Annotated in this window: 17 protein-coding genes; 13 read left to right on the top strand and 4 right to left on the bottom strand. The window is 64.2% G+C overall.

Features of this window, described 5'->3' with window-relative positions; translation table 11 throughout:
* Positions 1 to 18 precede the first annotated feature (18 nt).
* From mlaD to RBB39_RS12645, 3 genes are read right to left on the bottom strand one after another with little or no spacing between them, the layout of a single operon-like run.
* The gene (mlaD, locus tag RBB39_RS12655) at positions 19 to 483 is read right to left on the bottom strand and encodes an outer membrane lipid asymmetry maintenance protein MlaD (protein WP_045993260.1); all 465 of its coding nucleotides are present in this window, start codon (positions 481 to 483) and stop codon (positions 19 to 21) included.
* 17 nt (positions 484 to 500) lie between these two features.
* Positions 501 to 1,283 carry a lipid asymmetry maintenance ABC transporter permease subunit MlaE gene (mlaE, locus tag RBB39_RS12650; protein WP_045993259.1) on the bottom strand — a complete coding sequence of 261 codons (783 nt, stop codon included), beginning with the start codon at positions 1,281 to 1,283 and terminating at the stop codon, positions 501 to 503.
* A complete protein-coding gene (locus RBB39_RS12645; RefSeq protein ID WP_045993258.1) occupies positions 1,280 to 2,092 on the bottom strand; it encodes an ATP-binding cassette domain-containing protein in 813 nt (270 codons plus the stop codon). The genes mlaE and RBB39_RS12645 overlap by 4 nt, the downstream gene beginning before the upstream one ends.
* Positions 2,093 to 2,341: 249 nt before the next feature.
* Here RBB39_RS12645 and RBB39_RS12640 point away from each other — a divergent pair, with 249 nt between their 5' ends.
* The 13 genes from RBB39_RS12640 (at position 2,342) to bioA (ending at position 12,642) form a co-directional block, all read left to right on the top strand.
* On the top strand, positions 2,342 to 3,292 hold the full coding sequence (locus RBB39_RS12640) for a calcium/sodium antiporter (protein WP_045993278.1): 951 nt from the start codon (positions 2,342 to 2,344) through the stop codon (positions 3,290 to 3,292).
* Between the two features lie 24 nt (positions 3,293 to 3,316).
* Positions 3,317 to 4,321 (top strand): KpsF/GutQ family sugar-phosphate isomerase, encoded by a 1,005-nt coding sequence (locus RBB39_RS12635; RefSeq protein ID WP_371931874.1) that lies wholly within the window; start codon positions 3,317 to 3,319, stop codon positions 4,319 to 4,321.
* A gap of 36 nt (positions 4,322 to 4,357) precedes the next feature.
* Positions 4,358 to 4,924, top strand: a complete 567-nt coding sequence (locus RBB39_RS12630; protein WP_045993256.1) for an HAD family hydrolase — start codon at positions 4,358 to 4,360, stop codon at positions 4,922 to 4,924.
* Entirely contained in the window at positions 4,921 to 5,496 is a 576-nt protein-coding gene (lptC, locus tag RBB39_RS12625) for an LPS export ABC transporter periplasmic protein LptC (RefSeq protein WP_045993255.1), read from the top strand. The genes RBB39_RS12630 and lptC overlap by 4 nt, the downstream gene beginning before the upstream one ends.
* Before the next feature lie 12 nt (positions 5,497 to 5,508).
* The gene (lptA, locus tag RBB39_RS12620) at positions 5,509 to 6,039 is read left to right on the top strand and encodes a lipopolysaccharide transport periplasmic protein LptA (RefSeq protein WP_083970449.1); all 531 of its coding nucleotides are present in this window, start codon (positions 5,509 to 5,511) and stop codon (positions 6,037 to 6,039) included.
* Complete coding sequence (lptB, locus tag RBB39_RS12615) at positions 6,039 to 6,764, top strand: LPS export ABC transporter ATP-binding protein (protein ID WP_045993254.1); 726 nt, start codon at positions 6,039 to 6,041, stop codon at positions 6,762 to 6,764. The genes lptA and lptB overlap by 1 nt, the downstream gene beginning before the upstream one ends.
* 269 nt (positions 6,765 to 7,033) lie before the next feature.
* Complete coding sequence (locus RBB39_RS12610; RefSeq protein WP_045993253.1) at positions 7,034 to 8,446, top strand: RNA polymerase factor sigma-54; 1,413 nt, start codon at positions 7,034 to 7,036, stop codon at positions 8,444 to 8,446.
* Between the two features lie 159 nt (positions 8,447 to 8,605).
* A complete protein-coding gene (gene hpf / locus RBB39_RS12605) occupies positions 8,606 to 8,914 on the top strand; it encodes a ribosome hibernation-promoting factor, HPF/YfiA family (RefSeq protein WP_108447660.1) in 309 nt (102 codons plus the stop codon).
* A gap of 5 nt (positions 8,915 to 8,919) precedes the next feature.
* Positions 8,920 to 9,405, top strand: coding sequence for a PTS IIA-like nitrogen regulatory protein PtsN (gene ptsN, locus RBB39_RS12600; RefSeq protein WP_045993251.1), 486 nt, complete (start codon positions 8,920 to 8,922; stop codon positions 9,403 to 9,405).
* A 53-nt stretch (positions 9,406 to 9,458) separates the two neighbouring features.
* Entirely contained in the window at positions 9,459 to 10,340 is an 882-nt protein-coding gene (gene rapZ / locus RBB39_RS12595) for an RNase adapter RapZ (RefSeq protein WP_222516951.1), read from the top strand.
* A gap of 2 nt (positions 10,341 to 10,342) precedes the next feature.
* Positions 10,343 to 10,612: an HPr family phosphocarrier protein gene (locus RBB39_RS12590; RefSeq protein WP_045993249.1), complete on the top strand. Its 270-nt coding sequence runs from the start codon at positions 10,343 to 10,345 to the stop codon at positions 10,610 to 10,612.
* Positions 10,613 to 10,663: 51 nt separating this feature from the next.
* Positions 10,664 to 11,188, top strand: a complete 525-nt coding sequence (locus RBB39_RS12585) for a hypothetical protein (RefSeq protein WP_287164839.1) — start codon at positions 10,664 to 10,666, stop codon at positions 11,186 to 11,188.
* Positions 11,189 to 11,367: 179 nt separating this feature from the next.
* On the top strand, positions 11,368 to 12,642 hold the full coding sequence (bioA, locus tag RBB39_RS12580) for an adenosylmethionine--8-amino-7-oxononanoate transaminase (RefSeq protein WP_222516950.1): 1,275 nt from the start codon (positions 11,368 to 11,370) through the stop codon (positions 12,640 to 12,642).
* A gap of 321 nt (positions 12,643 to 12,963) precedes the next feature.
* Here the strand turns inward: bioA and RBB39_RS12575 are convergent, their stop codons facing one another.
* Positions 12,964 to 14,379, bottom strand: a complete 1,416-nt coding sequence (locus tag RBB39_RS12575; protein ID WP_286985220.1) for a 4Fe-4S binding protein — start codon at positions 14,377 to 14,379, stop codon at positions 12,964 to 12,966.
* Between the last annotated feature and the right edge of the window lie 64 nt (positions 14,380 to 14,443).

The raw sequence follows: 14,443 nt of genomic DNA, 5'->3' as shown, positions 1-14,443 counted from the left end.
TCTCCGGAAACTGCCGGATCAGTCTTTCGTCAGATTGGACACGAACTGCTGGATCAGTTCCTCGAGCACCAGCGCGGACTGGGTATCACGAATCGCCTCACCCTCGGCGATCATCTCCGGTGATCCCCCGACCGACAGCCCGATGTACTGCTCACCAAGCAGGCCCGAGGTAAGGATCGCCGCGGTGCTGTCATCCGGCAGCTTGCCGGCCAGGGAGCTGTCCAGCGACATCACCACCACGGCATCGTAGAATTCGGTATCCAGCTCGATGCTCTCTACCCGTCCCACGGTCACCCCGGCCATCGTCACTCGTGCCCGCGGCTTGAGCCCACCGATATTCGCGAAGTTGGCCCGGAGCTCGTAGGTGTCGTCGGCACGTTGCAGGTCCAGGCCGCTGACCTTGAGCCCCAGGAATACCAGCCCCAGGATACCGGCCAGCATGAACAGGCCCACACCAAACTCCATCGTCTTGCTGCGCTTCATGGACAGTCTCCGCAGAATCAGGAAAGCCCGCCGAACATCACGGCGGTAAGAACGAAATCCAAGCCCAGCACGGCCAGGGAGGAATACACCACGGTACGGGTGGTGGCCCGCGAAATACCTTCCGAGGTCGGCACCAGATCATACCCCTGGAACACGGCAATCCAGGTGACCACTATGGCGAACACGATGCTCTTGACCACGCCGTTGCCGATATCAGTAAAGAAGCCGACGCTGGCCTGCATGTTGCCCCAGTACGAGCCTTCGAACACCCCGAGCCACTCGACCCCGACCAGGTAGCCGCCGTACACGCCGACCACGCTGAAGCCGATGGTCAGCAGCGGCAGCGAGACGAACCCCGCCCACAGGCGTGGCGCCACGATACGACGCAGCGGATCGACGCCGATCATCTCCATGCTGGTCAGCTGCTCGGTGGCCTTCATCAGGCCAATCTCGGCGGTCAATGCCGAGCCCGCGCGCCCGGCGAACAACAGCGCCGCCACCACCGGCGCCAGTTCACGCAACAGGGCCAACGACACCATCTGGCCGAGCGCGTCCTCGGCACCGAACCCGACCAGGATGGTGTAACCCTGAAGCGCCAGCACCATGCCGATGAACAGCCCCGACACCAGCACGATGGCCAACGACAGCACACCGACCGCATAGACCTGGGCCACCCACAGGCTGAACCCTTCTGCCGAGGGGCGCCCCAGCATGGACTGGCCGAGAAAGATGCTGGCCCGGCCGACGGCCTCCAGCAGGTCGCAGCCGCGCCGTCCCATATGGGTGATTCGTTCGATCATGGACGGCTCCCCTGGCCCAGAATGTCATCGTGAAAATCGTTGGCCGGGTAGTGAAACGGCACAGGGCCATCCGGCTCACCATGCACGAACTGACTGACTCGGGCGTCCTGTTCCACGTCCAGCGACGCCGGCGTGCCGTGGGCCATGACCCGCCCGTCGGCGACCACGTAGACGTAGTCGGCGATGGACAGGGTCTCCTTGATATCGTGGGAGACCACCACCGCCGTCAAGCCCAGCGCCTGATTCAGCCGTCGAATCAACTGGACCAGCACACCCATGGAGATCGGATCCTGGCCGACGAAGGGCTCATCGTAGAGAATCAATTCAGGATCCAGCGCCACCGCCCGCGCCAGCGCCACACGCCGTGTCATGCCGCCGGACAGCTCTGCTGGCATCAAGTCTCTGGCCCCACGCAGCCCCACCGCCTCGAGCTTCATCAGCACCACGTCACGCACCATGCTTTCCGGCAGATCGGTGTGCACCCGCAGCGGAAAGGCCACGTTCTCGTAGACACTGAGATCGGAAAACAGCGCGCCACTCTGGAACAGCATGCCCATGCGCCGACGCATCTGGAACAGATCCTTGCGCGACAGGCGATGGACGTCCTGACCATCGATCAGGACGCGTCCGCCACTGGGGTTGAGCTGCCCCCCGATCAGTTTCAGCAGGGTAGTCTTCCCGGTGCCACTTGGCCCCATGATGGCCGTGATCTTGCCGCGGGGTATGGAGAGATCCACGCCGCGAAAGATATCCCTGTCGCCGCGCGTGAAATGCAGATTCTCCACCTCCACCAAGGAGGAAGCCGTCATCGCAGTCCCTATAGAGTCAGTATCACCGTGAACCGGCGGTTCAGACCGGACGCCCGCCCCGAATCCTCGGATTCGACGCCTGGCCAGACCTGAGTCCGAACCTTGAGAATAGAGCGCCTTGAGCCGCGCTCGGTTTTCGAACATCGTATCTTAACTCAAATGCAGCATGCCAGTGCCCCGGTTGCGCGCTTGCGCGCAGGTTTATCTAAGGGTTCAATGGGCGCCCTTTCTGCAACCAAGTCGTTCTCCATGCTGTTACCATCTGTCGTCGTCGCCCTGGGCCTGGTGGGCCTGCTCTGGAGCGCGGATCGCTTTGTCGGCGCCGCCGCCGCCACCGCCTACCGCGCCGGCATGAGCATCATGCTGGTCGGCATGACCATCGTCTCCATCGGCACCTCTGCCCCGGAAATCGTGGTCTCGGTGATGGCCTCGCTGGATGGCGCCCCCGACCTGGCCACCGGCAATGCGCTGGGCTCCAATATCGCCAACATCGCGCTGGTACTGGGCGTGACTGCACTGGTGGTGCCGATCCCGGTGCGCTTCACCATCGTGCGCCGCGAGCTGCCACTGCTGTTGGGCGCCACCGGCCTCGCCGGCTACGCCCTGGCCGATGGCAGCCTCGATCGCCTCGACGCGGCCCTGCTGATCGCGCTGCTGGTATTCAGTCTGTGGTGGCTGTTTCGCGCCGACGAGGCCGAACAGGAGATGGCCGACGACATTCCCGGCATGGCACTGGGCAAGGCCATCGGCTGGCTGGTGCTGACCCTGGCGGTGATGATCGCCAGCTCCCGCGCCCTGGTCTGGGGCGCCACTGAGCTGGCACGCACCTTTGGCGTAAGCGAGCTGGTGATCGGTCTGACCGTCGTCGCCATCGGCACCAGCCTGCCGGAACTCGCCGCCTGCGTGGCCAGCGCGCTGAAGCGCCACCACGATCTGGCCATCGGCAACGTCATCGGCTCCAACCTATTCAATATGCTGGCGGTACTGCCGGTACCGGCGCTGCTGGCGCCGGGAGCCACCGATCCCGCAGCCGCCGGCCGCGACTTTCCGGTAATGCTTGGCCTGACGCTGCTGCTGGCGGCGCTGCTGCTGTGGCAACGCCGAGGGCGCCTGGGGCGCTGGATCGGCGCGCTGCTGGCCTGCACCTATGCGTTTTATCTGACCTGGCTCGGCCTTTCGGTCGCGGCGGGCCCCTTGTGACAACGGCGTTAAACGGCAACAATCATGTCCATGAGCAAACACCCCTCCTCGGCACAAATGCCGACCTTGAGCGTCCGCGATATCGCACGACGCACCCTGGAACTCGAACGTGACGCCATCGACGCCCTGATCGGGCGTCTCGACGGCGACTTCGACCGTGCCTGCCAACTGCTGCTGGCCTGCCGCGGCCGGGTGGTCGTCACCGGCATGGGCAAGTCGGGACATGTCGGTGGCAAGATCGCCGCCACCCTGGCAAGCACCGGCACGCCGGCCTTCTTTGTCCATCCCGGTGAAGCCAGTCATGGCGACCTGGGCATGATCACGCCCGGCGACGTGGTCCTGGCATTGTCCAACTCCGGCGAAACCGCCGAGGTCACCGCCCTGCTGCCGCTGCTCAAGCGAATGGGCGTTCCGCTGGTCAGCATGACCGGCCGAGCGCACTCGACCCTGGCCCGCCACGCCGAGGCCCATCTGTACGCCGGGGTCGAGCGCGAGGCCTGCCCGCTGGACCTGGCCCCGACCTCTTCGACCACTGCAGCGCTGGCGCTGGGCGACGCCCTGGCGGTGGCGCTGCTCGAGACACGCGGCTTCACCGCCGAGGATTTCGCCCTGTCCCACCCGGGCGGTAGCCTGGGCAAGCGACTGCTATTGACCGTGGCCGACCTGATGCATACCGGCGACCGCCTGCCCTCGGTGCCGTCGGGCTCGCCGCTACGCGACGCCCTGCTCGAGATCACCCGTCAGGGACTCGGCTTTACCTGCGTGGTATCCCCCGACGGCACCCTGGCCGGGGTCTATACCGACGGCGACCTGCGCCGTACCCTGGATCGCCATCAGGACTTCAGCTCGCTTACCGTGGATGACGTGATGACCACCCCCGGGCGACGCATCGGCCCCGCCACCCTGGCGGCGGAGGCGGTCAAGCTGATGGAAGAAGGCCGGATCACCGCCCTGGCGGTGGTCGATGGCGAGCAGCGCCCAGTAGGTGCACTGCATATGCACGACCTGCTGGCCGCCGGTGTCATCTGACCCTTTTTCAACCCCTTCTTATCAAGGAACACCTTCATGTCTCACGACCTTCTTGCCTCCCTCGCGCCGGAACTGGTGGAGCGCCTGCGCCACATCAAGCTACTGGCGCTGGACGTGGACGGCGTACTGACCGATGGTCGACTGTACTTCCACGCCGACGGCTCCGAGTTGAAGGCGTTCAACACCCTGGATGGCCACGGCCTCAAGCTGGCCAAGCGCGCCGGCATCCAGGTGGCCCTGATCACCGGGCGCAGCTCCCCCATGGTCACTCAAAGAGCCAGAGCACTCGGCATCGAGCACGTACAGCAAGGGGTCGAGCGCAAGCTGCCCGCCCTTGAATCGCTGTGCGATTCGCTGGGCCTGACCCTCGACCAGGTCGCCTACTGCGGCGATGACCTGCCGGATCTGCCCTGCATCCATCGCAGTGCGGTCGGCATCACCGTGCCAGGCGCCCCCTGCTACCTTCGTCAGCACGCCGACTGGGTCACCCAGGTTGCCGGCGGACATGGCGCGGTGCGCGAGATCACCGACACCCTGCTGATGGCCCAGGGCCGCCTCGACGATATCATCGACAGCTACCTGAGCAACGGACCGCTGACATGAAACTGAGCGCACTGCGTCCAGGCTTTCGCTTCTGGCTGGTCATCCTGCTGCTGGTACTCGGTGGCGGCCTGACGTTGCTCGACCCCCGCGAGAGCAACGTCCCCGACCTGGTACCCAATGACAAGGCCGGCGAGCCCGACTACTACCTGGTGGATGCCCGCCTGACCCGCTTCGATGCCCAGGGCACCCCCCACCAGCGCATCGATACGCCACGCCTTGTGCACACACCGCTCGACGACGTCACCCGGGTGGACCAGCCGGACCTTGCACTGATCGACGACAGCGGCCGAGAGTGGATCGCCGACGCCGACAACGGTGAACTGGGTCCGGACGACAACCCCCTGACCCTGTCGGGCGACGCCCATCTCGAGGCCCCCGCGGAGCGTTGGCAGCTTGATACAGAGGTATTGGTCTACGACAGCGACAGTGGCCATGTCTGGAGCGAAACGCCAGCCGTCCTACGCCAACCCCCTCAACAGATGCAAGGGGAGCGCTTCGACGCCTGGATCCATGACAATACCGCTCGCCTGACCGACAATGTCACCGGTCATCATCCGCCAGAGCCTCAATAAGGAGCCCCTTCCATGATGCGTCCAAGTCCCGCCCTCCTGCTTGCCCTGGCCCTTGGCCTGGCCGCCGGCGCCACCGGCAGCAGTGTCCTGGCGCTGGAAAGTGATCGCAGCGCACCGATTCAGGTGGAGGCCGACCAGCTGGATCTCGATGATCGCGCCGGCACCGCGGTCTATACCGGCGACGTGCGCATTGTGCAAGGCAGCATGATCCTCACCGGCGAACGCGTCGAGATCCAGCGCAACGACCAAGGACAACTGTCACTGGCGACCGCGACCGGCTCACGTGCCTACCTCGAGCAGAAGCCATCCCCGGAAGAACCGGTGGTCAAGGGCTGGGGCCGCAAGGTGATCTACCACGTGGCCGAACGCCGCATGGAGCTGATCGACCAGGCTGAGCTGCACAAGGCCAATGACACCTTCGACGGTGCCTATCTGGAGTACTTCCTCGATCGCCGCGTGGTCCAGGCCCGCTCCAGCGCCCAGGGCGTCCAGGGCGAGCAGCGCATTCGCATGACCCTCGAGCCGGAAAGCCAAGGAAACTGATGAAGACTCTCCACGCTCGCCATCTGGCCAAGAGCTACAAGAAGCGTCGCGTCGTCCAGGACATCAGCCTGTCGATCGAGCAGGGCAGCATCGTCGGTCTGCTGGGCCCCAACGGGGCCGGCAAGACCACCTCCTTCTACATGATCGTCGGCCTGGTCAGAGCCGACGCCGGCAGCATCAGCATCGATGATCGGGACCTGAGCCGCGCGGCCATGCACCAGCGCGCGCTGGCCGGTATCGGCTACCTGCCTCAGGAGGCTTCGATCTTTCGCAAGCTGTCGGTGGCCGACAACATCATGGCGATCCTCGAGACCCGCAAGGACCTCGACCGCGAGGGCCGAGAAGCACGTCTCGAGCAACTCCTCGAGGACTTCCACGTCAGCCATATTCGCGACAACCCCGGCATGAGCCTGTCCGGCGGGGAGCGGCGCCGGGTCGAGATCGCCCGCGCCCTGGCCACCGAGCCGGCCTTTATCCTGCTCGATGAACCCTTCGCCGGGGTCGACCCGATCTCGGTGGGCGAGATCAAGTCCATCATTCGTCAACTCAAGGCCCGCGATATCGGCGTCCTGATCACCGATCACAACGTGCGCGAGACCCTCGATATCTGCGATCGTGCCTACATCGTCGGCGACGGCCAGATCATCGCCGAGGGCAGCGCCGAGTCCATCCTTGCCAACCAGCGCGTCAAGGAGGTCTACCTGGGCGAAAACTTCCGCCTTTAGACCGCAGGGCCGCCCGACAGCCGCAGTCGCCTCAAGCGGCCGCAACACTTGCCAGCATCAGCATCCAAGCGCCGGCCCCGAAAGGGTCGGCCTCACCTTGCACACAGGGCCTCCCTCGAAAGAAGCACCTCCCCCCTACCAAGTTGTTCCACATCGACCTTTTCACTCCCTCCCACAGGTCAAAAAACACCAACTTGGCAAGATGCTTGCATGTCTGATGACTCGTCGTTAGGGTAAAGCCTTTCGACAACACTGGTGGATCCCGACCCATGGCCCTCAAGGCGTCACTGCAGCTGCGCATCGGTACCCAGCTGACCATGACCCCGCAACTGCAACAGGCGATCGGCCTGCTGCAGCTTTCGACCCTGGACCTGCGCCAGGAGGTCCAGCAGGCGCTGGAGGCCAACCCCATGCTCGAACTCGAGGACGAGTTCGGCGAACAGCAGACCAGGGAAGCCGCGGAAGATGACTGGGCGGATCAGATTCCCTCGGAACTCAGTTTGGACAGCGACTGGTCCGACACCTACCAGGACCTGGGCACCACCCCCGCCGGCAGTGGCGAGGCGCCGGATTTCGAGCGCCAGGCAAGCTCCCAGTCACTGCACAGCCACCTGAGCTGGCAACTGGCGATGCTCGACGTCAGCGACCAGGAGCGCCTGATCGCCGAGAGCCTGCTCGACGCGGTCAACGCCGACGGCTATCTCGAGCAGACACTGGATGACATCGCCCAGGGGCTCGAGCAAGACGGTCGTCGCCCCCCTCCCCTCGCCGAGGTGGAGGCGGTGCTGGTTCGGCTGCAACAGTTCGAACCGACCGGAGTGTTCGCCCGCGACCTGCGCGAGTGTTTGATGCTGCAACTGGATAGCCTGCCTCGCGATACCGTCCTGCTGCCCCAGGCCGGACGACTGGTAAGACAGTTTCTCGAGGCACTGGCCAGCGGCGACCGACGTCTGCTGAAGCGCCGGCTAGGACTCGATGACGACCAACTCGACAGCGTCATCGAGCTGATCCGAAGCCTCGACCCACGTCCCGGCAGCCAGTTCGGTGACAGCGATAACGACTACGTCATACCCGACCTGGTGGTACGCCACACCGAAGAGGGCTGGCGCGTTGAACTCAACCCGGATGCAATGCCTCGACTGCGCATCCAGCCCGACTACGCTGCGCTGATTCGGCGCGCGGACAAGAGCCAGGACAACCAGTTCCTCAAGGACCACCTGCAGGAGGCGCGCTGGCTGATCAAGAGTCTGTCCAGCCGCAACGACACCTTGCTGAAGGTCGGCCGGGAAATCATGGTGCGTCAGATCGACTTCCTCGAGCAGGGAGAAGCGGCCATGAAACCGTTGGTGCTGGCCGATATCGCAGACAAGGTGGAGATGCACGAGTCCACCATCTCCCGCGTGACCACCCAGAAGTTCGTGCACACGCCTCGCGGCGTGTTCGAGTTGAAGTATTTTTTCTCGAGCCAGGTCGGCCAGGATGGCGACGCCCATTCCAGTACCGCCATCCGCGCCATGATCAAATCGTTGATTCAAAAGGAACCTGCCCGCAAACCTCTGTCGGACAGCAAACTGGTGGAATTGCTGGCGGAAGACGGCGTCAATGTCGCCAGACGCACCGTGGCAAAGTACCGGGAAGCCATGAATATTCCGTCTTCCAGCGAGCGCAAGCGACTGCGCTGAGGCCTTGCGCTGCGGCGTCGCTAGCCTAGTTATCGGGAAAGCGCAAGCACTTGAAATTTCGCATGACATCTGCGTCTTTCTGCGTAGCGTCGAGGGGGTTTGCAGGATCGGAAAAAGGGTTACAATCAAGCCACCACCCGAAAGAGCAAGGAGCCTGTCATGCAAGTCAACATCACCGGCCACCACGTCGAATTGACCGATCCCCTGCGTGACTACGTACAAGAGAAGCTCACCCGTGTGGAGCGCCACTACGACAACATCACCAACGTCCAGGTGACCCTCTCGGTGGAAAAGGAACGCCAGCTGGCCGCCTGCACCCTTCACGCCGCCGGTGCCGACCTGCATGCCGAAGCGCAGGACGGCGACATGTATGCCGCTATCGACGCCCTTGCCGACAAGCTGGACCGCCAGTTGGTCAAGCACAAGGAAAAATCCCAAGCCCGCGCCCAAGGCGCCGGAATTCGCTGACTCTCATGACATTGGAAGCCATTCTCCCTCCCGAGCGCACATTGTTCGATGTCCCGGGAGGCAGCAAGAAGAGGGTGCTGGAGTTTTTCAGCACCTTCATTGCGCAGAACACCCCGAGCCTGGACAGCCAGGAGGTCTTCAGTCGGCTGATCGGACGTGAGCGCCTGGGCAGTACCGGCATCGGCAATGGCGTCGCCATTCCGCATGCCCGCAACCCCCACTGCAAGGCGCCCATCTCCGGCTTCCTCAAACTCGCGGAACCTGTCGACTTCGATGCCATCGATGGTGAGCCCGTCGATCTGGTGTTCGTGCTGCTGGTACCGGAAGAGGCCGACGACGCCCATCTCGCCCTGCTCGGCCAGGTCGCCGGCGTCATGAACGACGCCGACACACGTCACCGTCTGCGCCACGCCAGCTCCCAGCGCGAGCTTCACGAGCGCCTGCAGGAAGCCATCCGCCAACAGGCGCCGGGGGACGACACTCCCTCCTGATCGCGGCCTTGCCTAGGCCATCAGCAATGGACGCCTGCCCAAGGAGACAGGACATGCAGCTCGTGATCATCAGTGGTCGCTCCGGCTCGGGAAAGTCCGTGGCCCTTCAGGCCCTGGAGGACCTGGGGTTCTACGCCATCGACAACCTTCCCGCGACCTTGCTGGGCGCCCTGGTGGACGAGCTGGAAAACGGTCATTCCCGCCGTATCGCCGTCAGCGTCGACGCCCGCAACCTGCCTGAGGCGCTGGAACGCTTCCCCGCCCAGCTGGCGTCCCTCAAGCAGAGTCCGATCGACTGCCAGGTGGTCTACCTGACCAGTGATGCGCGAATTCTGCTCGAGCGCTATTCCCACACGCGGCGCCGTCACCCCCTGACCCGTGATAGCGACATGACCCTGGCGGAAGCCATCGAGTCCGAGCAGAAGGCCCTTTCGGGTATTCGAGACCTGGCCGATCTGGTCATCGACAGCTCTCGCCTGTCGGTGCACGAACTGCGTTCGCGCATCGCCGAACAGGTCGCCGACCACCGCAGCGGCCAGTTGAGCCTGACCGTGGAGTCCTTCGGCTTCAAGCGTGGCGTGCCGCCGGATGCAGACATCGTGTTCGATGCCCGCTGTCTGCCCAACCCCTACTGGGAACCATCACTGCGTGATGCCAATGGCTGCGATCCCAGCGTCATCGACTTCCTCGAACGCTATCAGGACGTCGCCGACATGAAGCGCGATATCCTCGGCTGGGTGCGCACCTGGCTACCGCGCTATCAGCAAAGCCAGCGCAGCTACCTCACCGTGGCGGTGGGCTGCACCGGAGGACAGCATCGTTCGGTCTACCTGGCCGAGGGAATCGCCTCGGCCCTGGCCGACCAGCATCCCCGCGTCCGTCTACGCCACCGCGAACTCGGCCAGCAACGCCGACTGGACAGCGGAGGACTCTAGGCGTGGCCCGACGCACCCTGACCCTGACCAATCGTCGCGGCCTGCATGCACGCGCCGCGACTCGCCTGGTTACCTGCTGCCAACCCTTTGACGCCACCGTCACCGTCCACCATGGCAGCCGCTCGGGTGACGCCGCCAACATCATGTCGCTGCTGATGCTGGCCGCCCCCTGCGGAACGGAACTGACCCTGGAGGCCGAAGGCAAGGACGCGGACGCGGTGCTGGACGCTCTGGAGGCACTGTTCGACGCACGCTTCGACGAAGACGCCTGACGTCTTCCCTCTCCTTGTTTTGACCGCCACCCCCTGCCTGCCAAGGACGCCATGCAACTGATCCAGACCGGCAAGTACACCGAGGTCCACTACGATCCGGACCAGGACGCCTTCATCAAGACCTTCACGCCCAAGACCAGCGATCGCTGGCGCTACCGCCTGGGCATCCGGCGCTACCCCGGCCACAATTTTCGCTATGTCGCCGGCCGACTGGAGCGACTGGGTATCGCCACACCGAAAATCCTGTCGGCAGAGCGCTATCGCCTGGTCACCGCCAACGTGCACGGCATCGCGCTTAAAAAGCTGGTCCTCGACTCTCCGGAACTGCAGAACCGCTACCTGGACATTCTCGAAGCCTTGTACCGTGACCGTATCCACTGTCGTGGCCTGCACACCGAGAACTTCCTGGTCGTCGACGGAGAGGTAATCGCCATCGATCTGGATGCCTACAAGGCGCCGCGGATCTTCACCTATCCGCGCCGAGAGTTCATCGACTGCCTGAGTCGCTCGCTGAAAAACGACGAGGCGTTCCTGTTCGAGCGCTTTCTCGAACGTGTCGACGCCCAGCATCCCTGAGCCCGGCATCCCTAAGCCCAGCAACCCTGAGAAAGCACCGCTCCTCCTTGCGCCCTCGCCTGCCCCGCTCTACCCCGATTTTCCGGGTACGAGCGCTGGTGTTGGCGACGGCAGCAGCAGCGGTGGTAAACTTTTAACTCGTCACTCAGTTTACCACCAAGCGTCCTTCAGGAGCCGACATGACCTCTCCGGTGTGGCATCCCTACGCCCATCTCAAGACCCAGGCCCCTGCCCCCCGGGTAGTCGGCGGCCAGGGCACCCGCTTTACCCTGGACAGCGGCGAATCATTGCTCGACGCGACCTGCTCCTGGTGGTGCATGATCCACGGCTACGGACATCCACGGCTGGTCAAGGCGATTCAGGAGCAGGCTACCACGCTGTGTCACGTGATGCTTGGAGGACTGACCCACGATCCCGCCGACCAGCTCGCCCGGGAACTGGTTCGCGTCACGCCAGAGGGCCTCAACCACGTGTTCTTCTCCGACAGCGGCTCGGTGGGCATGGAGGTGGCGATGAAGATGGCGGTGCAGTACCACCATCTGCGCGGCCGCCCCAACAAGCACCGCATGCTGTCGCTGATGAAGGCCTACCACGGTGATACCGCCGGCTGCATGGCGGTGTGTGACCCCGAAGAGGGCATGCATTCGCTGTTTTCCGGCTTTCTTCCGAAGCACCATTTCGCCCCGGCGCCGACGGCACCCTATACGGCCACGCCAGAGCAGGTCGCCGCCGACCTCGACGCCTTGCGAGCGGTGCTGGAAGCCCACCACCACGAGATCGCCGCGCTGTTGATGGAGCCCCTGCTGCAGGCCGCCGGTGGCCTCAATATGACCTCTCCGGACTATCTGAAGGGTGCTCGCGCCTTGTGTGACGAGTTCGACGTGCTGTTGGTGTTCGACGAAGTGGCCACCGGCTTTGGCCGCACCGGGCGCATGTTCGCCGCCGACCATGCCGGTGTCAGTCCGGACATCATGGTGCTGTCCAAGGGGCTGACCGGCGGCTACCTTGGCCACGCGGCGACCCTGGCCAACGACCGTGTCCATGACACCTTTATCGGCGACAGTGAGCTTCACGCCTTTATGCACGGCCCGACCTTCATGGGCAATCCGCTGGCCTGTCGCGTGGCACTGGAAAGCCTCAGGGTCTTCGAGGAGGACGACTATCTGGGCCGTATCGCTCGGCTCAACGCCATCCTTGTGCAGGAACTCGCCGGCGACAGTGACCTGCGCGCCCACCCTGCGGTGGCCGACATCCGTGTGCTCGGCGCCACCGGCGTGATCGAGGTGCACGACAGTAAAGCGCTGAAAGGCGCCGCCGCCATCGCCCGTGAACAGGGCGTGTGGCTGAGGTCCTTCGGCAGATGGCTTTACACCATGCCTGCCTATATCACCTCGGATGACGAGATGCGCCAGATCATCAAGGCCATGAAGGCTCCTTTCACAGCAAACGCATAACTTTCACAGCAAACGCATAATTAGTGGGCAGGGTCGGCGCTGACTAGCTCTCTACCAGCCCGCCGGCCTATATCACCTCGGATGAGGAAATTCACCAGATCATCAAGGCCATGAAGGCGCCTTTCACAGCAAACGCATAACTTTCACAGCAAACGCATAATTAGTGGGCAGGGTCGGCGCTGACTAGCTCTCTACCAGCCCGCCGGCCTATATCACCTCGGATGACGAAATGCGCCAGATCATCACCGCAATGAAAGCGCCGTTTCTTTCTGCATAGTCAGGGTCGGCGCTGGCTGGCTCTCTACCAGGCGCTACCACGTTCTACCAGCCCCAGAACAGCAGCCACCAGGCGCCGATCACCGGCGCCTGGGCGGCGAGCATGGGCAGCATGGCCAGAAGTCGACGCGGGCCACTGGCGTAGCGTCCGAGGATGCCCCATCCAAGCCCCGCGCTTGCCAGTACGCCAAGCCCCAGCAACAGCGCCCTGGCGTCATTGGCCCAGTGGATCAGCAGGCCATCGCCTCGCAGCAGGGTCAGGGTGGTCATCGACAGGCCCAGGAAGACGCCGACCGCGGCCAGGGGTATCAGGGCGTAGGACAGGTGCCACAGTCGCTGCCAGCGCCAGCGGCCAAGCAGACGGTTGGTCAGCGACAGCGACAGCGAGACAAGCCCCCCCAGCACCAGGGTCGTGGCACCGATATAGCCCAGCAGCAGGGCTCCATCGAGCAGGGTGAAGACGTCGTTGTGTTCGGGATAGTGGGTCAGCAGCCACCAGGGTGCGCTGGTTTCCAGCGGCCATCCCCAACCGTGCTGATAGAGCCAGACAGCCGCCTGCTGCTTGGCGGCCACGAACCAGGGGCTCGCCGACCAGTGGAATGCCCCCACCGCGATGCCCAGCAGGCCGAACACCACCAGCACGAACTCCCACAGGGTCGCGGGTCGCTGAGGCGGTGGCGACACCACCTCGATGCCGGGCGCCCTGAGCTCGAGATGGATAGCATCCTTGTAGCCTGAACAACGCGAGCACAGATGGCAGTCACTGGCGCTGTCCAGCTGCTTCAGCGGGATCAGCACCGGGCAGTCCGGAGCCCGACTTCTTGACACCTCACGCCGGCGCTGGCGCCGTCCGTGTTCGGTCCACACCTCGGGGTCGGCGCGGTAGTGCAACGGCGCCAGCTTGGCCAACAGCGCAAAGACGCCGCTGACCGGACACAGATGGCGACACCAGACGCGCTTGCCCTTGCCGTAGACCAGACCGATCACGGCCGCCGCCAGGGTCGAGCCCCCCAGCACCAGCAGCGCGGCCTTGGGATACTGGTAGACGCTGACCAGCTGCCCATAGATCGTGGTCATGGCGAAGCCCACGAACGGCCAGCCACCCCAACGCATCCAGCGCGGTATCGCCCGGCCCATGCCGACACGGCTGGCTGCTTCCGTGATGGCACCCTCCGGACACATCATCCCGCACCATAGCCGCCCCGCCACCACCATGCTGACCATGACAAAGGGCCACCAGATACCCCAGAACACGAACTCGGCGAACACCGTGAGGTGATCGAGGATGCGTGCCTCATGGTTCGGCAGGGGCAACAAGGGCGGCACCAGCAGCAGCACGGCGTAGAACGCCACCACGGCCCACTGCAGTGTCAGAATCCAGCGCCGATGATGCTTCAGCCAGGCTCCCAGACGTGCCCAGCGTCGGGTCTTGCGGGCGCCTGGATGCCGATTCTCAGCCACGGTTGGCCGAGTCTCCTTGCCAGGCCCGCAGCGACGATCGCTGGCTTCTGGCATCACTGCTGGC

The organism is Halomonas sp. MMSF_3323 (assembly GCF_030733595.1).
GTDB classification, from domain to species: domain Bacteria; phylum Pseudomonadota; class Gammaproteobacteria; order Pseudomonadales; family Halomonadaceae; genus Halomonas; species Halomonas litopenaei.
Note: the sequence above shows the minus strand (reverse complement) of the source record. Positions and strands in the feature narration are given on the sequence as shown.